The sequence below is a fragment of the Enterococcus sp. FSL R5-0957 genome, assembly GCF_038008005.1.
Lineage (GTDB): Bacteria > Bacillota > Bacilli > Lactobacillales > Enterococcaceae > Enterococcus_B > Enterococcus_B faecium.
Genome location: NZ_JBBOYG010000001.1, coordinates 1,275,441 through 1,297,125 on the forward strand (window position 1 = coordinate 1,275,441; position 21,685 = coordinate 1,297,125).

A 21,685-nucleotide genomic window follows, 5' to 3' on the forward strand; every position below is an offset into this window, starting at 1 on the left:
AGGAAAATCATGTTAGAGAAAACTTTATACAATCAATTATTTTCACGTTCTTTCTCGCTCCCTGTCGAAGTAAATTATTGGGACGGTACAACGAAACAATACGGAGATACGGACACTCCTCCCCAAATCAAAATCAATATCCATGAAGAAATCCCAATGAAAGAGATTACAAGTAACGCTTCTTTGGCACTAGGAGAAGCCTATATGGATCATCGAATCGAGATCGAGGGAAGTATCCAAGCATTGATCAACGATGCTTATCAGCAAGCAAACAGCTTTTTACGAGGAAAAGATTATCTAAAATGGCTGCCAAAGAAAGAAAAACATACGAAACAAAAAAACAAAGAAGATATCCATGCGCATTATGACTTAGGTAACGACTTTTATAAACTTTGGCTAGATCCAACTTTGACTTATTCTTGTGCCTATTTCAACACACCTGAAGATACGTTGGAACAAGCACAAATCAATAAAGTCCATCATATCTTAGACAAACTCTTTATCAAAGAAGGCGAAACGTTGCTTGATATCGGTTGTGGCTGGGGAACATTGATGTTCACTGCTGCCAAAGAGTATAATGTCAAGGCAACTGGGATCACACTAAGTGAAGAACAATACGATTTGATTACCAAAAGAATAAAAGAAGAACATTTAGAAGATAAATGCCGTGTATTATTAATGGATTACCGCGAACTAAAAGGCGAAACGTTTGATCATATCACAAGTGTAGGTATGTTCGAACATGTAGGTTCTGAAAATCTTGAAGGTTATTTCAAAGTGGTAAAAGATTTATTGAAACCAAAAGGAACAGCTTTGATCCATGGAATCAGCCGACAACAAGGCGGTGCGACAAATGCTTGGATCAATAAATATATTTTCCCTGGCGGTTATGTCCCTGGTGTTACTGAATTAGTTGATAATATTACAAAAAACGATTTGCAACTGATTGATTTGGAAAGCTTACGTCGTGACTACCAATTGACATTAGAACATTGGACAAAGAATTTTCATCAAGTCCAAGATCGAGTCACGAAAGAAATGGGTGATTCCTTCTATCGAATGTGGGATCTATATTTACAAGCTTGTGCAGCTTCATTTGAATCAAGTAATATCGATGTGATTCAATATTTGCTTGTTCAACCTGGAAACAATGACATCCCAATGCATCGTGCATAATTGAGGCAAAAGTACTGTTTAAAGACTATTTAAAAAGAAGCTAAGTTTTATGATGCTCCAGAAGTGAGATTTTTTGTCTAACTTCTAGGATTGTCTCTAAAGCTTAGTTTCTTTTTCTTTATATTTTCATAATAAAAATTTGGTTCTTTAATTTTTAAACATGACAGAAAATTTTTTCTTCGTTATACTTGTAATAGAATACTATTTTATAACAAAGGGGATCGAATCAATGAAAAAAACTGTTATTTATACTAGTTTATTTGCAGCTTTGTTTTTAGCTGCTTGTCAATCAAATACCAATCAAGGCACATCTGGGAATACGTCTTCCAGTAGCGAACAGCGCTCTTCACAGGTATCGGACTCCTCAACAAAAGCAAGAACATCTTCGTCTAGCCAGACAAAAAGTTCTAGTGAAGCAAGTACTCAGTCAGATATCAAAGTGTCTGCAGCTCGTGCGATCGAATTGTTCCAAGATAAATACCCAGATACTGCAATTACTAGTTTGGAATTAGATAGTGATTGGGGATCTTACTTCTACAAGATAGAAGGTGTCGATGATCAAAAAGAATACGAAGCAAGAATTGATGCTCAAAATGAAAAAATGGAGACAGAGAATCCAGGAACTCTAGATCGAGATGAACAAAATGGTCAAAAGAAAAAAGAAGATGGTCTGGATGTTGATAAATTGATCACGATTGAGGAAGCAGCAAAAATCGCCGTCGACAAAGTAGGAAGCGGTACGGCAACAGATTGGGATTTGGATAAAGATTTAGGTACTACTTATTGGGAAGTCAAAGTAAAAGACGGCAATCAAAGTACATCAGTCAAGATCAATAGCCAAACAGGCGAAGTACTGTCAACTGAACAAGATGATTAAGAATTTCTTCGGAAAACAAGAGTTGATTTTTCTTTTAGTCATGATACACTAGATAAAATAACTTGTTTGAAGGAGCGATTTACTTGAGTTTAGAAACGACCTTTGCCAATCATATCTTTGCCAATCCTTTGATGAATGCATCTGGTGTCCACTGCATGACTACCCAGGAATTAGATGAACTGGCTCATTCAGAAGCAGGAGCATTTATCACTAAGAGCTGTACGATCAATGAACGAAAAGGAAATCCCGAACCACGCTATTTTGATGTTCCTTTAGGCAGTATCAATTCTATGGGACTTCCAAACCTAGGTTTTTCTTATTATCTAGAGTATGCTCTTGCGTATGAAAAAGTGCAGGAAAACCAAAATCAACCGTTATTTTTTTCCATTGCCGGGATGAGTGTCCAGGAAAACTTGGAAATGCTTGAGAAAATAGAAAAAAGTGGGTTTAATGGGATCACTGAATTAAATTTATCTTGTCCCAATGTGCCTGGAAAACCACAACTAGCTTACGATTTTGAGGCCACTTATGAAACACTGAAAGAAGTATTCAGCATCTTTTCTAAGCCGCTAGGAATCAAATTGCCTCCTTATTTTGATTTTGTTCATTTTGATCAGATGGCTGATATCTTGAATCAGTTTCCATTGACCTATGTCAATGCTATCAACAGTGTGGGCAATGGTTTGTATATCGATACAGAACAAGAAGCAGTAGTCATCAAACCAAAAGAAGGGTTCGGCGGCATTGGTGGAGAGTATATCAAGCCGACTGCTTTGGCAAATGTTCGCGCTTTTTATACACGTTTGAAACCAGAAATCCAAATCATTGGTACAGGTGGGATTCGGACAGGACAAGATGCATTTGAACATCTGCTATGTGGCGCAAGCATGTTACAGATTGGTACCGAGCTTCATAAAGAAGGGCCGGAAATTTTTTCTAGAATCATAAAAGAATTAACGCAGATTATGTCAGAAAAAGGATATACGTCAATTGACGAATTTAAAGGCAAATTACGCACCATTTCATGGCAAAGAGACGAAGGTCATGATTGATCTTCGTCTTTTTTTATAAAAAACACTCGTCTGTTCATTCCTGTGCAAGCGTACTCATTGTATGTTAGACGAACTTGTGGGAAAATAACAGAGGCAAAAAGGAGGATAATATGAATGATGCAACAGAATTAGCAAAAGAGCTTAAAGAAAAAGAATTTAGCTTTCAAGAACTAGTTACGGATATACAGAAAAAAATAAAGAAGCAAAATCATGAATTGAATGCGTTTGTCGCGCTTGAACCATTCGAGAGTAATTCCCACGAGCTATTGATTCCCCAGTCAGAAAAAGGGCCATTGGCTGGTATCCCATTTCCTTTAAAAATGCTCGGTCAAGAAAAAAAGGGATGGCTAGCTACTTCAGGATCTCGTTTATTTGAAACACACCGAGCTTCTCATACATCTAATTATGTGTGGCAAGCAGAAGCGATAGGTCTAGTTCCTTTTGGACAAACCAATGCGCCAGAGTTTGGTTTCAAAAATATTACAGACCCAGTCATCTATGGCCCAGCAAGAAACCCTTGGAACCTTGAATGTACACCGGGCGGATCAAGTGGAGGAGCTGCTGCTGCAGTTTCATCAGGAATCGTTCCTTTAGCTGGTGCTAGTGATGGCGGTGGTTCTATTAGAATACCCGCTTCGTTTTGCGGATTGATTGGGCTGAAACCTTCGCGAGGGACGATGCCAGTTGGTCCATATGCTTGGAGAGGATGGCAAGGAGCTGCTATTGATTTCGGCTTGACAGTTTCTATGAGAGACACGGAGGCTTTATTTTATGGGATGAGAAGTATCCATTCCGGTGCGCCATATCAAGTATCGCCAGTTGAGTGGCAAACACATCCAAGAAAAAAACGGTTGAAGATAGCTTTTTGTGTTGATTCACCGATCCACTCACAGATTAGTGAAGAGGCAGTACTTGCTGTAAAAAAAGCTGTAGATTTCCTTGGAAAAGAAGGGCATGATTTGACAGAGATTCCTTACCCACTAGATGGTCGTAAACTGATCACGTCTTATTATCAGATGAATGGCGCAGAAACAGCAGCAATGATCCGCTCGATTGAAACAGGCATCCAGCGAGCTGTCAGAAAAGAAGAACTTGAACCCATTTCTTGGACTTTGTTCCAATATGGTCAGAAGCTCTCTGCCGCTACTTACATCGATTCTCTGCATGTATGGGATGAAGCAGCAATTGTCATGGAAAACCTACATCAAGAATACGATCTATTCCTTTCACCAACGACTGCATTTACCGCCCCTAAAATCAGCGAAGATTTGCAAAGTGATGCGATAAGAGCACAGATGGAACACATCAGTGATTGTTCTGAAGTAGAAGCTTTAGACGTTGTTTCTTCCATGTTTGAGGAGAGCTTGAAGATCACACCTTATACACAGTTGGCTAATCTGACTGGACAACCAGCAATCAGCTTGCCTACTCATTTGACAAAAGAAAACATGCCTCTAGGAATCCAATTTATGGCTGCCAGAGGAAGAGAAGATTTGCTATTTCAAATCGGCTATCTATTTGAAGCAAATCATCAGTTCCATTTACCAAATCCATGGAAATAGCAGAAACAAGGAGAAGAAGAATGAAGAAAAAAAGATTGTTTGCTCTAATAACTAGTGCCTTTTTTATTTTAAGCGCTTGCGGTACAGCTGCCGCTAATCAGGAAGATAACAGCTGGAGTAATGTAGAAAAAAAGAAAGAATTAGTAGTAGCGACTTCTGGCACACTGTTTCCCGCATCTTATTATAATGATCAAAATGAATTAGTTGGTTATGACGTAGATTTGGCAAAAGAGGTGGCTAAACGGTTAAATGTCAAAATCTCCTTTAAAGAATACAACGTGGATGGACAAATCACTTCTGTTTCAAAAGGAGAATCAGATTTTGCTGCGAACGATTTTGGTATCACAAAAGAAAGAGAAAAAAAATTCTCCCTTTCAGAGCCTTTCAAATATTCATTTGACAGTATGATCGTACGAAAAAAAGATGATTCAGGAATCCACTCACTTGAAGATCTTAAAGGGAAAAAAGCAGCTGGTGAACCCAATACTAGCTATATGCGTTTAGCGGAAAAACACGGAGCTAAATTAGTCACATATGACAATGCCACGAATGATCAGTATTTAAGCGATGTAGCAAATGGTCGAACAGATGTTATTCTAAATGATTATTATCTGCAGAAAATGGCCGTATCTGCTTTACCAGATATCCCTGTAAAAATACTGGAGAACGTTTATTTCAATGAAAACGAAAGTGGTTTTTTATTGAAAGAAGGAAATGATGCTCTGAAAAAGAAAATCGATGGCGTATTAAAAGAGATGAAAGAAGATGGGACGACAAAGAAAATATCTGAAAAATATTTTCAAACTGATGTTTCAGTCAAACCGAAAGAAACGATGGCTGAGTCGGTGAGTGAGTGATGTACTTTCCTCTAATTGATTTTTCCCTCATGTGGACTTCGCTTCCTTTCGTACTGCAAGGCTTGGTATACACATTAGGGATTGGCTTCGTGTCGTTTCTTTTAGGAAATTTGGTAGGGTTGCTTTTGACAGTTTTAGGTCTTTTGGATTGGCTGCCTCTGAATGTATTTATTCGTTTTTATTTATCGTTCTTTAGAGGCATTCCCGCACTAGTCCTGCTGTTTCTGTTATATTTCGGGTTACCTTATCAATTAAGTGCCTTAACGGCTTCAGTCATCTGCTTTACGATTACCAGCAGTGCATTTATTGGTGAAATCTATCGAGGATCACTAGCAGGCGTTTCTTCAGGTCAGTGGGACGCTGGTTTAGCTTCTGGTTTTTCTTTCTTTGGGGTATTGAAATATATCGTTTTGCCGCAAGCTTTTCGAATCTCGGTACCGGCACTCAGTAACGTAGCTATGGATCTAGTGAAAGGTACTTCGTTAGCAGCAACAATCACAGTGCCAGAAATATTTCAAAAAGCAAAGATCATAGGCGGTCGGACATTCGATTATTTTTCTCTCTATATTTTAGTTGCACTGATTTATTGGGTCATTTGTATCGGGATCGAAAAAGTGCAACAGTATTTAGAAAAACGTTCTATCCATCAGTCAATCTGAAAAATAGAAATGGTGCTAGCGTGGCTGGCACCATTTCTATTTTTTGTTTCTTGTATATTCTGCCTAGTATTTTAAAACCATTTCATGTAAAATGTAAATCGAAAATATGTTCGGAGGTAGAAAACATGAAGACCCCGCTAACCATCGAAATAGAATCCTCGTTATACCAATATTGCATCGAGCAAGGCGGCTTGGTTGTAGAAGAAGTCACGATGCCTGATGACCAAGGAATTGTAGATACGCTTAGCTGCTTGACAAAATTTGATGGAAGCCGAGAATGGCGATGCTATGAGCTGAAAGTGACAAAAGCAGATTTTCGCTCTACAGCCAAACTGTCATTTGTTGGACATTATAATTATTTTGTTTTACCAAGTAAACTATATGAAGAAGTAAAAACTGAAATCCCTACAGGAATAGGTGTTTTAGTGTATCGTCCGTACACGGTTGAAGAGGAGATGCCTGCCTCTGGTACATTTCTGATTGCGAAAAAAGCAGCAAAGAAAGAGCTTGCTGTACCGGAAGAAGCTTTGACAAACCGCTTCATGGCTTCTTTATTCAGGGAAGTAAGAAAAGCAAAGCAAATGGAGCGAGGCGTAAAATATTTTCCAACAGATCAATTGTACAAAGAATTGAAAAGACGTTCAGAAAACCAAAATCCATTTTCTAACGAACGATATTATGAACGGTTTTTAGAGGAAATAGCTAGTCAGGCAATCAATGAGTTGCAAGAAGAAGTTATCGCGCTTCAGCATGATTATGAATATTTGAGGCAACAACAGCAGATCCGTCGGTTGCCTACAGAGCCATTGGAGTGAAAAATATGTACTATCCTTATTTAAGAGGAAAACAATTTGACCTATTAGCATTAAAAGAAGTACTGTCGCGAGGATTGCTCTCCAATAAAATCCAACCAGTGATCGAACCAGTACGTGATTCCGCTACGCTTAAAAATGTGATCGAATTATTTCAAAAAAAGCACCATCCAATCGCTGTGATCCAAAATCCCCAAGTAGGACAATTCAAATTATTCGATCAGCATGTGCACAGTTGGAAAGTCAAAGAAAATAGCTCTGTCGTCCCTGCACAGATCTTAACGCCAGAAAATCTCAGTGAAGTACTGGATTCACCTCCAGCGTTTCTTGTTTTCGATGGACAGCACTACCCAAAAGATACAGAGGTGTGGAAACAGCTGGCAGGAGTTGATTCGAAATTTTTGATACCAGATACTAGTCGCTTTCGCATCTGGCTTCCCGAAAACAAAATTGTGATCCGTGACTCTTTTCAAACGAGAAAGCATGTTGAAAGTTATGCAGATAAAACAGATGACTTTTTTAGTGATGACTATCTTTTTTTCCACGCAGACGGATATATTGGATTTTCTGATTTCACGATCGAAGGTAGCCGTTATTTCGATAAAGGGTTCCCTAGCCGAGCGCTTGCTATCCATCTAACGTATATTGATGCTTACGGCAATATACGCGTGAAACATTTTGTCTCTGACAGTAACGACTCTGCTAAAGACCAAGCATTGAAGTTTCTTGAAGCAGGAGATAAAATGAAAAGATGGATCATGCGTCACCATCATCAACTCTTGATTACTTCAGGAATGATTGAATTATTGGCTCTTTACCAGCAACAAAAATTCCCTGGACTGGGAGTGTTGAAAAAGTGGTCACTTATGCATCATTTGGAACTTATTAGTCACCTGCTAGATCATCCAAAAGATTGGCTTAAATATTATTCAAAAGTTCAGGAACTATATGAAGTGATCCAATGATTAGATAATGTAAATGAAAAAGGAATAGAAAAGAGGAAACTGGATGTATATTCGGCAAACAAGGAAAGAAGAAGTAGAAGAAGTGGTAGAAATCATTAATGCCGCAGCAGATTTCATTGCTTCGCAAGGCTCTCCTCAATGGCAAAACGGGCAGAAACCAACAAAAGAAACGATTTTGAACGATATTGAAAGAAAAGAAAGCTATGTATTAATAGTGGAAGATCAAATTGCTGGAACAGCTGCATTAGTCTCAGGCGTGGATCCCGTTTACACAAAAATAGATGGTAGTTGGAAAGAATCAACTGGTCCTTATTTATCGATTCATCGTGTCGCTTTAGCAGAAAGTACTCGAGGAAAAAAACTAGCAAAACCGTTCTTAGAACATTTGTTGACGATTGCAGCCAGCAAAAATATCCAAGATATCCGTATCGATACTTATCCAGCTAATGAACCGATGGAAAAGACCATCTATTCTGCTGGATTCACTTATCAAGGGATGATTGAATTTCCTTTTGAACACGGCGAAAGAAAAGCATATCAAATAATCATCAATTGACTATAAAATCATCTGAGCAAAGATAAAGACATTAACACTACTGAAAAAAATAATCATATGATAGCCAAGAGGTTGTAACAGAAGTGGCCAGCTTCAAAAAACAAGAAAGAATTTCCGAAAATGCCTCTCATATTTTTGTGGAATTTTAGCGTATTTTACGAAAAAGCTGCTTTCTGAAACTCCCTTCATCGAGAGGTCGTGACATAGCTTTTGTCACGACCTCTCGGCTTATCCTACGAGTATTATTCGATACATTTATATCAATAATCCTTTTTTTATTTTATCTGCAGCTTCTTGGAACGCTCCATCGTTTGACACGACTAAAAGTGAGGGGATAGCTTTCAAACGTTTCAACTGTGCTAAATCTTCTACATAAACCGCCAGTCTGGCTGAAATCTGTTCAGATGAATCTCCACGTTTTTTCAGGCGCGATTGCAATGTTTCTTTAGGGATCGTAATAAAGATAGGACGGACTACCGTCCCGAAATACTCATATAAATGCCAAAAACCATTTGCTGTCAAAACGGCGTAACAATTTCCTACTGTCAGTTTCTTTTTAATTTCTGCTTTACTGGAACCATATTTATGTTGAGCATATTGGTCCCACTCTGCAAACTCATTTCCCTTGATCATCTGATTGAATGTATTGTCAGAAACAAAATAATAATCCTCTTGATCTTTTTCCCCAGGTCTTGGTGATCGATTCGTGTAAGTAATGATCTTTTGTTCCGGCTGAAAAATAGCTTCTGCGAGTGAAGTTTTTCCAGAACCAGAAGGACCGATAAATACATAGCAATAATTCATTGTCATTTCTCCTTTGATGATTGAACAAGTGAAAAAGCTTTGGAAAATATTTCCAAAGCTTTTAAAAGCAACTTTGCTTTTTTGTATATTATACCAGCAAGCCAGTCACAATAGCACTTAAAAAGCTGACTAAAGTCGCTGTTAGCAAAATTTTCAATCCGTGTTTTGCGACAAGATTTCCTTTTTCTTCATTTAATCCCTTCATCGCACCAGAAATGATCCCGATAGAAGAGAAGTTGGCAAATGAAACGAGGAAGACAGATATAATTGCTGTTGTACGCTCAGTAAAATGGAAATTACCATTTGCTAATTCTGTCATAGCAACAAATTCATTTGTAACCAGTTTAGTCGCCATGATACTACCGGCATCCACTGCTTCTTTCCATGGGATTCCGCTGATGAAGGCAAGAGGGGCAAAGATGTAACCTAGGATCTCTTGGAAAGTGATGCCGAATATCCCGTGGAAGATAGCATTGATCATGGCAATCAAAGCAACAAAACCGATAAGCATAGCAGCAACCGTGATCGCCACATGGAAACCATCAAGAATGTATTCTCCCAACATTTGGAAAAATGTCTGTTCTTTGTTTTCTTCAATGATCAGCTCATCTTCTTTTTCTTCTAATACATAGGGATTTACAATTGAAGCCAGAATATAACCGCCAAATAAGTTCAAAACAAGGGCAGTGATCACATATTTAGAATCGATCAGTGCCATATAAGATCCGACGATCGACATAGAAACTGTAGACATAGCCGATACACTCATGGTGAACAAACGTTTCTCAGATAGGAAGGGTAATTCCTTTTTTATGGAAATAAAAACTTCCGATTGTCCTAAAATAGCAGAAGCTACTCCATTATAAGATTCCAATTTGCCCATCCCGTTGATTTTACTTAATCCTAGACCAACAGCTTTCATAAATAATGGAAGAATCTTGATATAGCGTAGAATACCGATAATAGCAGAAATAAATACGATTGGCATCAATACGGAAAGAAAGAAAGGTGCACTTCCTTTATTTGCTACACCGGCAAAAACAAAGTCAACACCTTGCCCAGCAAAAGCAAGAAGATGATCAAACATTTTTGCCAATACAGAAACAACCGCTGTACCAAAAGTTGTACGTAATAATACGAAACCAAGAACAAGCTGTAAAACGAACATCACAATTAGTGGTTTCAATTTGATTGCTTTTTTGTTACTGCTGATCAAAAAAGCAAGCCCTAATGTGACAAATAAACCAATAATACCTAATAAATAACTCAAATAATCACTCCTATTCCAAATTCCGTTTTATTTTACCTGTTTTGCAAATAAAATACTAATCTTTAGTGAAATTTTCATTACTTTTTTAGAGTGAAACGCATTCATTTTCCATTAGAAAATAAAGCGAACAAAATAAAAGGTTCAAAAAGTGTAACGTCTTAGTAAAGTCTATAAAAAAACGAAACTATTGATTAAGCTAATAGTTTCGTTTTCAACATTTATAAGTAAACTTTTTCTATTGGTAATATAGATTTTCGGAAGGGTAGACAGGTGCGCAGGTAATATCGATTCCTAGTTTTTTCAATGTTTGTTCATCATTTTTATTGACCATCACAGTAGAGTGGGCTTGTGCTCCCTCAAGTTCAGCTAGTTTATCATAAGCAACTTGAGCGATTGGATTCGTTACTGCACTGATTGATAAAGCGATCAAGACTTCATTGATGCTTAGTGCATCCAAAGAGGAATGAAGTGTCTTTGATTTCAATCCTTGTATTGTTTCAAGAACTAATGGTGACAATAAAGGAATGTCATCTGCGATATGGGCTAAGTGTTTTACTGCATTTAAGATAACTGCCGCTGACGCATCCATCAATGAACTTGTACGCCCGGTAATGATGACTTCATCTGGTAATTCGATTGCAATCACAGCAGAAGGATCTTTTGTAGGACTTTGCGCTTGAATCTTATCTGCATAGTCATGGGCAGGGACTACCACGTTTCGGTCTTCAGGACGTAAACCGACTTCTTCCATAATCAGTTTGATTCGATTAACTGCTTCTTCATCGATCAATCCTTTTTTGAAGTCGCATTCTGTTTGGAAATAACGACGGATGATTTCTTGTTTAGAGGCTTCTTGGACAACGGTATCATCCACGATCCCAAATCCTACACGATTCACACCCATGTCAGTAGGAGATTGATAAACAGATTCTTTACCAGTAATTTTTTCAATAATACGTTTGATTACAGGAAATGTCTCAACATCCCGATTATAGTTCACAGCTACTTTATTGTAGGCATCAAAGTGGAAGGAATCGATCATATTGACATCTTTTAGATCGACTGTGGCTGCTTCATAAGCAATGTTCAGCGGATGTTTCAACGGAACATTCCATACTGGGAAAGTTTCGAACTTGGAGTAACCAGCTGCATGTCCTTTTTGGCTTTCATGATACAGTTGGTTCAAGCAAGTAGCGAGCTTTCCACTTCCTGGGCCAGGAGCTGTCACTACAACGATTGGTTTAGTTGTTTCAATATACTCATTTTTTCCAAAACCATCTTCTGAGACGATTTTTTCTACGTTGACTGGATAGTCTTCGATTTCTGAGTGTTTATAGACCTTGATGTTTCGTCTTTCTAGTTTATTGATAAAGACTTTCGTGGCAGGCTGTCCACTATAGCGAGTGATAACGACACTGTTGATTAATAAGCCATAACCACGTAACTCATCGATTAACCGCAAGATATCCATATCATAAGTAATCCCATAATCACCACGGATCTTATTACGTTCAATATCTCCAGCATAGACGCAAATCAGTATTTCAGCTTGATCTTTCAATTTTTGCAGCAATTTGATTTTCGCATCTTCTTCAAATCCTGGAAGTACACGTTTCGCATGCTTGTCGTCAACTAGCTTCCCACCAAATTCTAAATATAATTTGTCATAGTGGTTCACTCGTTCCAAAATATACGCTGACTGCTCTTCAATATATTTTTCTGAGTCAAAACCATTTTTTTTCACTAGGTTCCCTCCTTAAGTACTAAAGCATTTTTTCATTTTTTTGAGGATTCGTCAACTGGAAGAGCGAAATTCCTCAAAAAAACAAAGAAAATGGTTTAAGCCAACTTGTCTAGATAGTTATTCATTGGTATGATAGTTTTTGATAAGGAAGGTGCTACATGAAAAAAAGACAGAAAAAGAAAAACGCATATAAACACTATATCCGTTCGATTTTTACCGGTTATGAAAGAATGCTTGAAGATCCCGAATTGGAACAATTGACGTTTACTTATCTAAACGAAGAAACGCAGCTAACTCGTGATGAGCATCAGCGCATTCATTTCACAACAAGAGATCTGCCTAGTAAATAAAAAATAAGATAAAGGTCATTGGATTCGATTCTGTCCTATCAGATGGAAAGACTAGTTGATCGAAAAAAAGGCTGTACCAAATTTTGGTGCAGCCTTTTTTATGGAGCATTGCCCGCTCTTTTTTATAACAATTTTTTACAGAAAATGGTACTATTGAAGTATTAATAAGTGAAAAACAGATGAGTAAGAGGAGGCAAGTAGTATGAAAGAGCCAGATACAAATGCAAATTATAAGCCAGACGAACTAGAGGAGACGAACGCGGATCAGGATACAGGACAAGAATCGTCTTCTTTTTACGATATCAAAGAAAAAGCAAGCATGAATCTTTCCCAATTATTAGAAGACTTACAGGCTTTTGAAAAAGCTGTCCGCGAAGAAGATATCCCTGAGATCTACCGTTTATACAATGGCCGATTGAATGAAGAATTAAAAAGAAGCTCAAATGAAAATCACGAGATCGATCAATTGCTGATGCGTAAGATCCATGATCGTTTTTTACAGGAATTTCCTTTTATGGAACAAGTAGAAAGCATCTCGCCAACGATAAGCTATTACAAAATCGGCACTTATTACCATGATCGGCCCACGGTCGGTATTGATGCAAGTCTGCCAGAAATTTTTGTTTTGCCTAAGATCGATGAAGAGTGGGAGAAATATTCCCAACCGGAGTCAACGGACTATGACAAAAAAATCAATGAGCTAGACGCAAAGGTGATCACTGCTCAGACAGAAATTGAACGTTTAGATGAACAAATAAAAGAAATCAATCGACAAATGACTGATTTGAACGACAATAAAGGATTCTTGAATCGTAAAAAAATCGAGGAAGAAATTCAAGAATTAGAGAAGAAGAAGCAAGTACTATCTAATGAAAAATTAGGCTGGCTTCCTTATATTGAGACGCCTGAAACAATCCAGCAGCAAAAAGAAGCATTGAAGCAAGAAGCAAGAGCGGACCAGCTTCGTGCAGCCATCGTAGAAAAAGAACAAAGGCAAATCAGACGCTATTTCGGTAGCAAAGAGGGATTCGGTCAAGCAATCCATGAATTCTTGATGAATTATCTTGGCAATGAGAATCCTAATAATCAATCTAATGAAGGAGGTTCCGAGTATGAATGAACACGATGAAGCAGAATGGACAAAAAATGAAGAACAAACAGAAGATCATGAAGAAACGAACACTTCATTGGAAGAACAAACAAGTAATCCTCTGGATGACACAGAAGAAATCCCTATGCTAGAGGAAACAAAAATACACGAAAAAGAAAAAGTAACTCCGACGAATACGAATACTGCAGAAAACACCCATGCTTACGAAATAACTGAAAATCCCGGGTATTTAGAAGGAAAAGAGCAAGATCATCAAGATATCGTCAGTTTGATTGAAACAGCGGAAGCAGAATTAGCGGATTTACGTATGAGAAAAGATTTGATCGAATCAGATTTTCCACAATTATTAGAATCATATGATCGTTTTATATTGAATGAAGAACCAATCTCCACGATCGGAAAGACAAGCCTGATCGAATACTTCACGTATGAATTACTGAAACCGTTGAATGATATTGGTCTGGAACGGTCAAATTCAGCTTATGACACATGGAAAACAAGACATTTTTCGATCAATTATACGTTGAATGGACAAAACGAATTAGTCTTTTCCTTTGTATTACCGACCATCGATCAACGATACCAAGTGGAATCGATGAGTCTCCTAAACGTATCACCAGAGACAATGGAAATCAATGTCCAAGATGACCGGGTGCTTTCTTTGATCCGACACTGGTCAGTGGATCGAGTATTCTCTGCAGGGCAGATCACGATATTCAATCACAAATTGAATCAATTATTAGCCCATGCAAGAACACTTGGTTTTACCGTTAATCAGACATTACTAGACAATACGAAGCCACTTCGTTTGAATCTTCAGAGCGAATTTGAATTGACGAATGAAGTATTGGATGATATTTTTATCGTGGCAATGAAAAATCCATCCTACGATATGGAAAAGATCAACGAAACTACTTATCAAGTACGATTAGATAAAGGACAGTCTTTAACGATAACAACAAACGAAAAAGATCAAACAGTCTTGTCGATCTCATCTGGAGACTACCCACGATCTGTCATTGATTTCTTTATCAATTACGAATTCTTGGTCCCGTTAATGGTGAGAAAGTCCTGATTGGATAAGTTGGATTACCAGATGTCATTCAGATAATTCTGTTCCAAAGGACTTGCGGCAGTTATCCAGAATAATTGTCACAAGTCTTTTCTGTATGTACTAAATGGACGTGAATAACTTGCTGATGAAGGAGGGATTTCATTAGGAATGTCCACAAATAAAATAGCACAGCTTAGCTTATTGTCTGCTGCTTGTGTAGCAGGTAGGATCGCTTTTCAATTTATTCCGAATTTCCAGCCAATGACTGCTATTTTTTTATTTATAGTACTTTACTTAAGCTTAAAAGATGCGTTAATTGTCATGAGTCTTTCTATTGCAATCAGCAGTTTTTATTTTGGTGTTGGACCATGGGTCATCGGCCAATGGATCAGCTATACTGTTGTTCTGAGTTTGTTTTCAATCGCCTGCTTGAGAAAAACAGTGCAAAGGAATCTATGGTTAAAGGGAGTCTGTTTTTTTCTGGCGGGCATGGTTTACGGAATAGGTATGACCGTTTTTGATACGCTGTTATATCGTTTACCTCAACCTTGGATCTATTACCTTCAAGGGGTGTCGTTTGATTTGATGCACAGTATAGGCAATGTTGTGTTCTTTCTTGTTTTTCTGCCAGTCGTCAAACGTTTTTACAATCATTCAGGAGGAAAAAATGAAAAAAATAATTTATAGTTTGCTTGCAATGAGTGTCAGTATACTCATTTTGACAAGTTGCAGTACAACCTATACACAATTGGCTTCCAACCAAAAGGAGGAAGTAAAAACATCGCAAAAAGCAACAATCACGTTACAAGAAAATGGTCAAAACTTTTCGGAAAAAGAAGTGGTCTTCAAAAAAGGCGATGATTTACTGAGTATTTTGAAACGAAATTTTGAAGTCGAAGAAGATAACGGCTTCATCACTTCGCTTGAAGGGCACTCACAGGATGAGAAAAATCAACTCTATTGGATGTTTACTGTGGACGGGAAAAGTGCTACTACTGGTGCCAAAGAGATCAAATTGAATGATGGACAATCGGTCATTTTCAATTTGTCTAAACTATAAGTTTCATAAAAAACTGTTAAAGGGCGAATATTGCCATAATTCAGTGAGTTCAGTTGATGAAAGAAGGAAAATAACATGGAAAATTTTAAAAAAAGCGGAATGTTTTCCGTAATTGCTGCTCTAGGGGCTAATATTCTAGTTGCTATCAGCAAATTTGTCGGCTATGCAATCAGTGGCAGTGCCGCCATGCTAAACGAAAGCATCCACAGTATCGTTGATTGCAGCAATCAGATTTTGCTGTTATTCGGTGATAAACAAGCCAATAAAGGACAGAGCGAGTTGCATCAATTTGGTGAAGGACGAGCAAAATACTTTTTCAGTACAATCGTCGCAATGATGCTTTTCTTCGGCGGTGGGGCACTTGGGGTGATGGAAGCTTTTGAAAAATTGACGCATCCATCCCATGAAGTGGGTAATCCGATCATTGTTATAGCAATACTGTTATTTGGTTTGGTAATCGAAGGAAGTTCGTTACGCGTGGCAATGAAAGAAATCAAAGAATTGAATACTGAAAAACTTTCCACGATGCGCTTTTTGCGCGAAAGTCGACACAGTGAAATACTGATTATTTTTACGGAAGACTTGTGTGCTGTAATCGGTTTGGTCTTGGCTTTAGCAGGAACAATATTGACTTATGCAACCGGGATTGCTGCATTTGATGCGATCAGCGGATTGCTGATCGGTTTCTTGCTGATGGGAGCCGCCATTTTCCTAGCAAAAGAATTTTATAGTCTGATCATCGGTGAAAGCGTGACAGCAAGCGATTTGTCAAAAATCAAGTTAGCCTTTGAACGACCTGAAATCAGTCGGCTAATTGATATCAAAACAGTTCATTTAAGTCCAACGGAGATTTTAGTTGCAGCAAAAGCAGATATCGTTGGTAACAAAGAGAATGAAGCTTACTCGGTCATCAACGATATTGAAAAAAATATGCGTCAGTCTCTTCCTGACAAGAAGATGTATATATACATTGAAACAGATAAATATGACCCAAATTATTCTCGTAAATAAAACGGCTACAATTTAGCGAATTTATGTTACAATGAGTCCGCTGTTTATTTGTTGTAATTAAAGGAGATATTTTAATGAACAAAAAGAAAAGTGCGCCATGGCTTCAAGCTTTGCATGCAGTGATGCTACTTTGTATAAGCTATATACCAGTAGGATTAGCTTGCGGAGTATTGTTGCAAAAAGTTGGATTTGATCCTCTCTTATCAGGACTGTTATCGATTCTGGTCTTTTCCGGTGGCGCGCAGTTTTTAGTTGCATCTATGCTTACGACGCAAGCATCATTTGCAACGACATTATTGATGGTTTTCTTTTTAGAATTACGCTATACATTATTAGGAGCAAGTCTTGCCGGTTTTATGAAAAAAGAAAAGCGGACGTTTTTGGCTGTCTTTTCTCAATCACTGAATGATGAAAACTATGCGGTGAACTACTTAAAGTTTTCAACTGACCCTTCCTGGAATAAAAGAAAGGCTTTATATGTCAATTGGTTCTCAATGACTGCATGGGCCGGTAGCAATATGATCGGTAATTTTTTCGGCTCGGTGATTCGAGTAGATGCTGACCTTGTCCATTTTGCTTTGACGGCCATGTTCATTTTCATGTTTATCATGCAGATGAAAAGCGCACTACTGATCTTTACAGGTTTATTCTCAGGCGTATTAGGTGTCGTATTCATGGTATTATTCCAAAATACTTTCGGATTGATTGCAGCAACAGTCATTGCTTCATTTGCCGGATTTATGCTGGAGAAGGCATTCAAAAAAGAAAAAGCTAAGAAACTAAGAGACCGCGGTAAAGATGTCAATGAGCCGCTCTTCAACTTCCCGGAACAGGAGGCCAATCACCATGACTAAACTATATTTGCTACTTTTAGTTGCTTGTCTGTTCATCGTGGCATATATCCCGCGCTTGTTCCCGATGCTTTATTTTACTCATCGAAAAGTGCCATCCTGGTTCAGTGACTGGATGAAATATGTACCGGTGGCATTATTTGCGGCGTTAGCTTTTAAAGATGTTTTCATTACTCATGAACATCTGGATATTGCTTGGAATATCAAAATAGCTGCAATGATTCTAGTAGCAGGCGTGGCTTACAAAACACGTTCGATGGCGTTGTCAGTTTTGACAGGACTTGCGTCTGTCTTTTTGCTGTCTATGCTTTAAACTGTTTTATTTTATTAAAAACAGAGATTGCGACATAAGTTGTTCAAACTGATCTATCCGAACTGCATTTGCAACAGTCAATTCTGGATGCAAGTTTATTCGTAGGGATAAAAAAGATTAGTGTTGGCTTATGATGCAAGCTCTTTTTTATTTTAGGAATTAGAGAGGGATTTGTCCTTCTATGATTTTTTGCTATAATAGGGAAGATGTTTATTTTATGAAAGAATAGTTGAGGGAATTTAAATGAATAAAAAATTGATGCAAGGAACATTTTGGCTAACCTTTGCTAATCTTCTATGTAAAGTTTTAGGGGTAGTCTATTTGATTCCCTGGCTCAGTATGATGGGGAACAATCAAGATGGTATGCTTGCTACGACATTGTATAATGTTGGCTATCTTCCTTATGGATTGTTCCTGATGCTTGGTACAGTCGGATTTCCAAATGCGATTGCAAAAAAAGTAGCTGTAGCCACAAAAGAAGGAGATAACGCTGCTTGTCGGCTGATTTTTAGAAGTACGATCAATATCATGTTTGTCATCGGTATCGCCTCTGCTGCACTGATGTATTTATTTGCTCCTTTACTAGCCGGAATCAGTCCGATTGCTAACGTTAATAATGGGATACTAGCTATCCGAAGTTTATGCCCATCTTTGGTTGCTATCCCAATTCTTAGTGCAATGAGAGGATACTTCCAAGGGAAAAACGATTTACGACCTTATGGAACTTCTTTGATTATTGAACAAGCTGTACGAGTGATCGTTATCTTGGCTGGTACTTATTACTTGCGCGTATTGACTGACGGAACCATATTAGAAGCTGTATTGATCAGTACAGTCGCTTCTTTCTTCGGTGGGTTAGCTGCGATTATCCATATGTATATCGTCGGACGCAGAAAAGACTTCTTCGAACTTAAAGATTTTTTGATTTCCAGCCGTTATTTCGAAAGAGAAAACCGATCTGCCTCTGTCTCTATCATTCGGGAAACACTACCGTTTATTTTTGTCGGCTCAGTCATTACTATCGTTCAAATGATCGACCAAGTAACGATGAAACCACTGCTTCACTTTTTCCGTCCAGAGATCGCAGATCAGCAACTGGAATTCTTATTCAGCCGTGCTTCTGTCAATCCAAATAAATTGACATTGATCCTGATCTCCATGGTAGGAACAGTAGCTATAAGCAGCTTGCCAATATTAAGCACGATGAAGAAAAAAGATCGGATACAAATCGAAAAAACAGTAGGAGATAGTTTTTCGATTGCGTTATTGATTCTTCTTCCTTCATTGACTGGAATGTCTTTATTAGCTGGACCACTATACACATTGTTTTTTGGCTATGATCCTGAAAGTGTCGGATATTTCCAAATGGCTTTGCTAGCTTCTTTGTTTTTCTCTTTATTCACGATCCTATCTACGATGCTTCAATCTTTGAATCACCATCGTTTTGCGATCCGATTAACTGTAGAAGCAATTATCCTGAAAGTCATCTTCCAAGTAATCGGATTAGAATTAGTTGGCGGATACGGGATGAGCTTATCAAATGGCTTAGCATTCGGTATTGTCTTTGTTCGCGGCTATCACTTTATGTGCAAAGAATACCGAATAGCACCTTTAGCAAAGATCAGCAATTTTTTCTTAAAAACTTTCCGCTCCACCCTGATTATGCTTGCAGTATGTTTTGCCGTTTTCTTTTTGCTGAATCAGCGATTGTCAATGGAATCAAAAAGCTATGCAATGATTTATTGTGTGGCTGTAGGAAGTATTGGCGGCTTAGTATTTTTATTTTCTCAATTCGGAAAAAATGGGTTTCGAATGTTGAAAAATGTTAAACATCATAGCAGAAGCAAAGAATAGGTTAACTAATCGTTTTTTGCTGTCACTTGAAAAACGGCAACTCGTATGATTACGCTTGTCGTTTTTCTATTTTCCAATTTTAGTTTCATATCTAATCTTACTTATGATATAGTTATAAGGTCTGGAAAAATTCTTTGAAACGAGGAAATTAAACACATGAAACTTGCAGTAGTTACAGATAGTTCGGCATATCTGCCGGAACGTATCAAGAACCATCCCGACTTATTCGTTATTCCAATCCCTTTGATTATGGATGGGAAAATTTATAACGAAGGAATCGATATCGAAGCGGATGAATATTATGGACTTTTAAAAAACAGTAAAGATTTTCCTACTACTTCACAACCTGTCGTAGGGGAAGTTTTGGGTTTATATGAGGAATTGAAAGAGAAAGGGTATGACACGATTTTAAGTATCCATCTTTCTTCAGGGATTTCTGGCTTTGTCAACACATTATTTGCGATGAAAGATGACATCAGCGGAGTAACGGTCATTCCTTATGACTCTAAGATCACTAGTATGCCGATGGGACACATGGTAGAAGCTGCCTTAGACTTAAATGATGAAGGTCAGTCCCTTGATGAAATACTTGCACATGTCGATCGAATCCGAGATAATACCTACGCTTATCTGATTGTAGATGATTTGAACAATTTAGTACGAGGAGGACGTTTGACAAATGGTGCAGCGCTGATTGGCAGCTTATTAAAAATCAAGCCGATCCTGACATTTTCTGAAGGGAAAATTGTTTTATTCGAAAAAATCCGTTCAAGTAAAAAAGCATTTGCTCGAGCTGAAGAAATTATTGGTAGAAGAAATAACGAAATACAACCGCCAGTCAAACTTTACGTGATACACGCAAATAATTTAGAAGTAGCGATTGCGGAGAAAGAGAAATTGCAGAAAAAATATCCAAATGCAGAAATCGAAATTGGTCATTTCGGACCAGTCATTGGTACACATTTAGGTGAAAAAGCCATCGGCATTGCCATTTCAGCGCAATAATTCCTTTTATTCAAAAAACATACCAAAAATATTCCAACATCATCTTGGACTTTCTACATGTTACTAATGAGCGTGTAAAAGAACGAGATGGTGTTTTTATTTCTATCAACGAAGCTCTTTTTCTTTGCAATCCTCACTTCAATCCTCTATAATGTCGCATATAGTTTAGTAAATGAGTAAACTACTAATTTACTTATTTACTAAAAATAAAAGGATGAGGAGTTAAAATAATGGAAATACCAACAAATTTAAAACATAAACCAGTAATCGTTGTAGAAGACTATGATAAAGTTGATGGAAGAAATGCATTAAATACGGACGCAAAAGGGCTTTCTCTGGGCCTTGCTCAGTGGAATGATCGTGGAAAAGTCGATATCTCAGGCAAGGTATGGCGACATACTGGAGAAAAATGGTCACGACAGTCGGAAGAATTACCAATCACACGTATTTTAGACTTAGCGATCTTAGCTGCGCAAGGAAGTTTATACTTCCAAGATGCTTATCGTTATGAAAAATTTTATGATCCAGAAAATCCAGTCGTAGACATCATTGGATTGCAAGGGAACCGAATGACGGTAGAAGTAGATACCAAAAATCCAAAGATCGATGAAGACATCATTTTGTATTACGATACACTACAAAAAGACGGAGAACTGATTGGGGAACGATTCCGTATTTTAAAACGTCTTTTAGATGAGCTAGGATATTAATAGACAGAGATGATCAAAAGGGAAAGAGAAGC

Annotated in this window: 23 protein-coding genes; 20 read left to right on the forward strand and 3 right to left on the reverse strand. The window is 37.9% G+C overall.

Features of this window, described 5'->3' with window-relative positions; all coding sequences use genetic code 11:
- Positions 1-9: 9 nt before the first annotated feature.
- The 9 genes from MKX69_RS06160 (at position 10) to MKX69_RS06200 (ending at position 8,516) form a co-directional block, all read left to right on the forward strand.
- Complete coding sequence (locus tag MKX69_RS06160; RefSeq protein WP_341009336.1) at positions 10-1,176, forward strand: cyclopropane-fatty-acyl-phospholipid synthase family protein; 1,167 nt, start codon at positions 10-12, stop codon at positions 1,174-1,176.
- A 229-nt stretch (positions 1,177-1,405) separates the two neighbouring features.
- Positions 1,406-2,053, forward strand: a complete 648-nt coding sequence (locus tag MKX69_RS06165) for a PepSY domain-containing protein (protein ID WP_341009338.1) — start codon at positions 1,406-1,408, stop codon at positions 2,051-2,053.
- 83 nt (positions 2,054-2,136) lie between these two features.
- The gene (locus tag MKX69_RS06170) at positions 2,137-3,105 is read left to right on the forward strand and encodes a dihydroorotate oxidase (protein ID WP_341009340.1); all 969 of its coding nucleotides are present in this window, start codon (positions 2,137-2,139) and stop codon (positions 3,103-3,105) included.
- A 110-nt stretch (positions 3,106-3,215) separates the two neighbouring features.
- Positions 3,216-4,667 (forward strand): amidase, encoded by a 1,452-nt coding sequence (locus MKX69_RS06175; RefSeq protein WP_341009342.1) that lies wholly within the window; start codon positions 3,216-3,218, stop codon positions 4,665-4,667.
- A 20-nt stretch (positions 4,668-4,687) separates the two neighbouring features.
- Positions 4,688-5,524 carry a transporter substrate-binding domain-containing protein gene (locus MKX69_RS06180; protein ID WP_002298445.1) on the forward strand — a complete coding sequence of 279 codons (837 nt, stop codon included), beginning with the start codon at positions 4,688-4,690 and terminating at the stop codon, positions 5,522-5,524.
- A complete protein-coding gene (locus MKX69_RS06185; protein WP_002321153.1) occupies positions 5,524-6,183 on the forward strand; it encodes an amino acid ABC transporter permease in 660 nt (219 codons plus the stop codon). Before MKX69_RS06180 ends, MKX69_RS06185 begins: the two co-directional genes overlap by 1 nt.
- 125 nt (positions 6,184-6,308) lie before the next feature.
- Positions 6,309-6,998, forward strand: a complete 690-nt coding sequence (locus MKX69_RS06190; RefSeq protein ID WP_010724080.1) for a hypothetical protein — start codon at positions 6,309-6,311, stop codon at positions 6,996-6,998.
- A 5-nt stretch (positions 6,999-7,003) separates the two neighbouring features.
- Complete coding sequence (locus MKX69_RS06195) at positions 7,004-7,960, forward strand: sce7725 family protein (RefSeq protein ID WP_341009348.1); 957 nt, start codon at positions 7,004-7,006, stop codon at positions 7,958-7,960.
- A 43-nt stretch (positions 7,961-8,003) separates the two neighbouring features.
- Positions 8,004-8,516 (forward strand): GNAT family N-acetyltransferase, encoded by a 513-nt coding sequence (locus MKX69_RS06200; protein ID WP_002295912.1) that lies wholly within the window; start codon positions 8,004-8,006, stop codon positions 8,514-8,516.
- 255 nt (positions 8,517-8,771) lie between these two features.
- On the opposite strand, the gene MKX69_RS06205 is transcribed toward MKX69_RS06200, so the two are convergent.
- The 3 genes from MKX69_RS06205 to MKX69_RS06215 form a co-directional block, all read right to left on the reverse strand.
- The gene (locus MKX69_RS06205) at positions 8,772-9,320 is read right to left on the reverse strand and encodes a guanylate kinase (RefSeq protein WP_341009351.1); all 549 of its coding nucleotides are present in this window, start codon (positions 9,318-9,320) and stop codon (positions 8,772-8,774) included.
- An 88-nt stretch (positions 9,321-9,408) separates the two neighbouring features.
- Entirely contained in the window at positions 9,409-10,590 is a 1,182-nt protein-coding gene (locus tag MKX69_RS06210; RefSeq protein WP_002295909.1) for a NupC/NupG family nucleoside CNT transporter, read from the reverse strand.
- 235 nt (positions 10,591-10,825) lie between these two features.
- Positions 10,826-12,334 (reverse strand): DUF1846 domain-containing protein, encoded by a 1,509-nt coding sequence (locus MKX69_RS06215; protein ID WP_142431815.1) that lies wholly within the window; start codon positions 12,332-12,334, stop codon positions 10,826-10,828.
- Positions 12,335-12,492: 158 nt separating this feature from the next.
- On the opposite strand from MKX69_RS06215, the gene MKX69_RS06220 reads away from it, so the two are divergent.
- From MKX69_RS06220 to MKX69_RS06270, 11 genes are all read left to right on the forward strand, one after another.
- Entirely contained in the window at positions 12,493-12,684 is a 192-nt protein-coding gene (locus MKX69_RS06220) for a hypothetical protein (protein ID WP_002295907.1), read from the forward strand.
- A 202-nt stretch (positions 12,685-12,886) separates the two neighbouring features.
- Entirely contained in the window at positions 12,887-13,804 is a 918-nt protein-coding gene (locus MKX69_RS06225) for a coiled-coil domain-containing protein (RefSeq protein ID WP_341009355.1), read from the forward strand.
- Entirely contained in the window at positions 13,797-14,870 is a 1,074-nt protein-coding gene (locus MKX69_RS06230; protein WP_002295905.1) for a hypothetical protein, read from the forward strand. The genes MKX69_RS06225 and MKX69_RS06230 overlap by 8 nt, the downstream gene beginning before the upstream one ends.
- Positions 14,871-15,017: 147 nt before the next feature.
- On the forward strand, positions 15,018-15,536 hold the full coding sequence (locus MKX69_RS06235; protein ID WP_002331765.1) for a hypothetical protein: 519 nt from the start codon (positions 15,018-15,020) through the stop codon (positions 15,534-15,536).
- Positions 15,517-15,909 carry a DUF4430 domain-containing protein gene (locus tag MKX69_RS06240; RefSeq protein WP_002302017.1) on the forward strand — a complete coding sequence of 131 codons (393 nt, stop codon included), beginning with the start codon at positions 15,517-15,519 and terminating at the stop codon, positions 15,907-15,909. The genes MKX69_RS06235 and MKX69_RS06240 overlap by 20 nt, the downstream gene beginning before the upstream one ends.
- A 75-nt stretch (positions 15,910-15,984) precedes the next feature.
- Positions 15,985-16,920 (forward strand): cation diffusion facilitator family transporter, encoded by a 936-nt coding sequence (locus tag MKX69_RS06245; RefSeq protein WP_002295900.1) that lies wholly within the window; start codon positions 15,985-15,987, stop codon positions 16,918-16,920.
- A gap of 74 nt (positions 16,921-16,994) precedes the next feature.
- A complete protein-coding gene (locus tag MKX69_RS06250; RefSeq protein ID WP_341009361.1) occupies positions 16,995-17,774 on the forward strand; it encodes an AzlC family ABC transporter permease in 780 nt (259 codons plus the stop codon).
- On the forward strand, positions 17,767-18,084 hold the full coding sequence (locus MKX69_RS06255) for an AzlD domain-containing protein (RefSeq protein WP_002295896.1): 318 nt from the start codon (positions 17,767-17,769) through the stop codon (positions 18,082-18,084). The genes MKX69_RS06250 and MKX69_RS06255 overlap by 8 nt, the downstream gene beginning before the upstream one ends.
- A 243-nt stretch (positions 18,085-18,327) precedes the next feature.
- Entirely contained in the window at positions 18,328-19,938 is a 1,611-nt protein-coding gene (locus tag MKX69_RS06260; protein ID WP_341009364.1) for a polysaccharide biosynthesis protein, read from the forward strand.
- A 156-nt stretch (positions 19,939-20,094) separates the two neighbouring features.
- Positions 20,095-20,943, forward strand: coding sequence for a DegV family protein (locus MKX69_RS06265; protein ID WP_002298432.1), 849 nt, complete (start codon positions 20,095-20,097; stop codon positions 20,941-20,943).
- A gap of 230 nt (positions 20,944-21,173) precedes the next feature.
- A complete protein-coding gene (locus tag MKX69_RS06270; protein ID WP_002286073.1) occupies positions 21,174-21,653 on the forward strand; it encodes a DUF6530 family protein in 480 nt (159 codons plus the stop codon).
- The last annotated feature ends 32 nt before the right edge of the window (positions 21,654-21,685 follow it).

Coding starts and splice junctions, on each gene's coding strand:
- MKX69_RS06160 (WP_341009336.1), top strand. CDS start 10: ATGTTAGAGAAAACTTTATACAATCAATTATTTTCACGTTCTTTCTCG.
- MKX69_RS06165 (WP_341009338.1), top strand. CDS start 1,406: ATGAAAAAAACTGTTATTTATACTAGTTTATTTGCAGCTTTGTTTTTA.
- MKX69_RS06175 (WP_341009342.1), top strand. CDS start 3,216: ATGAATGATGCAACAGAATTAGCAAAAGAGCTTAAAGAAAAAGAATTT.
- MKX69_RS06180 (WP_002298445.1), top strand. CDS start 4,688: ATGAAGAAAAAAAGATTGTTTGCTCTAATAACTAGTGCCTTTTTTATT.
- MKX69_RS06185 (WP_002321153.1), top strand. CDS start 5,524: ATGTACTTTCCTCTAATTGATTTTTCCCTCATGTGGACTTCGCTTCCT.
- MKX69_RS06190 (WP_010724080.1), top strand. CDS start 6,309: ATGAAGACCCCGCTAACCATCGAAATAGAATCCTCGTTATACCAATAT.
- MKX69_RS06195 (WP_341009348.1), top strand. CDS start 7,004: ATGTACTATCCTTATTTAAGAGGAAAACAATTTGACCTATTAGCATTA.
- MKX69_RS06200 (WP_002295912.1), top strand. CDS start 8,004: ATGTATATTCGGCAAACAAGGAAAGAAGAAGTAGAAGAAGTGGTAGAA.
- MKX69_RS06205 (WP_341009351.1), bottom strand. CDS start 9,320: ATGAATTATTGCTATGTATTTATCGGTCCTTCTGGTTCTGGAAAAACT.
- MKX69_RS06220 (WP_002295907.1), top strand. CDS start 12,493: ATGAAAAAAAGACAGAAAAAGAAAAACGCATATAAACACTATATCCGT.
- MKX69_RS06225 (WP_341009355.1), top strand. CDS start 12,887: ATGAAAGAGCCAGATACAAATGCAAATTATAAGCCAGACGAACTAGAG.
- MKX69_RS06230 (WP_002295905.1), top strand. CDS start 13,797: ATGAATGAACACGATGAAGCAGAATGGACAAAAAATGAAGAACAAACA.
- MKX69_RS06235 (WP_002331765.1), top strand. CDS start 15,018: ATGTCCACAAATAAAATAGCACAGCTTAGCTTATTGTCTGCTGCTTGT.
- MKX69_RS06240 (WP_002302017.1), top strand. CDS start 15,517: ATGAAAAAAATAATTTATAGTTTGCTTGCAATGAGTGTCAGTATACTC.
- MKX69_RS06245 (WP_002295900.1), top strand. CDS start 15,985: ATGGAAAATTTTAAAAAAAGCGGAATGTTTTCCGTAATTGCTGCTCTA.
- MKX69_RS06250 (WP_341009361.1), top strand. CDS start 16,995: ATGAACAAAAAGAAAAGTGCGCCATGGCTTCAAGCTTTGCATGCAGTG.
- MKX69_RS06255 (WP_002295896.1), top strand. CDS start 17,767: ATGACTAAACTATATTTGCTACTTTTAGTTGCTTGTCTGTTCATCGTG.
- MKX69_RS06260 (WP_341009364.1), top strand. CDS start 18,328: ATGAATAAAAAATTGATGCAAGGAACATTTTGGCTAACCTTTGCTAAT.
- MKX69_RS06265 (WP_002298432.1), top strand. CDS start 20,095: ATGAAACTTGCAGTAGTTACAGATAGTTCGGCATATCTGCCGGAACGT.
- MKX69_RS06270 (WP_002286073.1), top strand. CDS start 21,174: ATGGAAATACCAACAAATTTAAAACATAAACCAGTAATCGTTGTAGAA.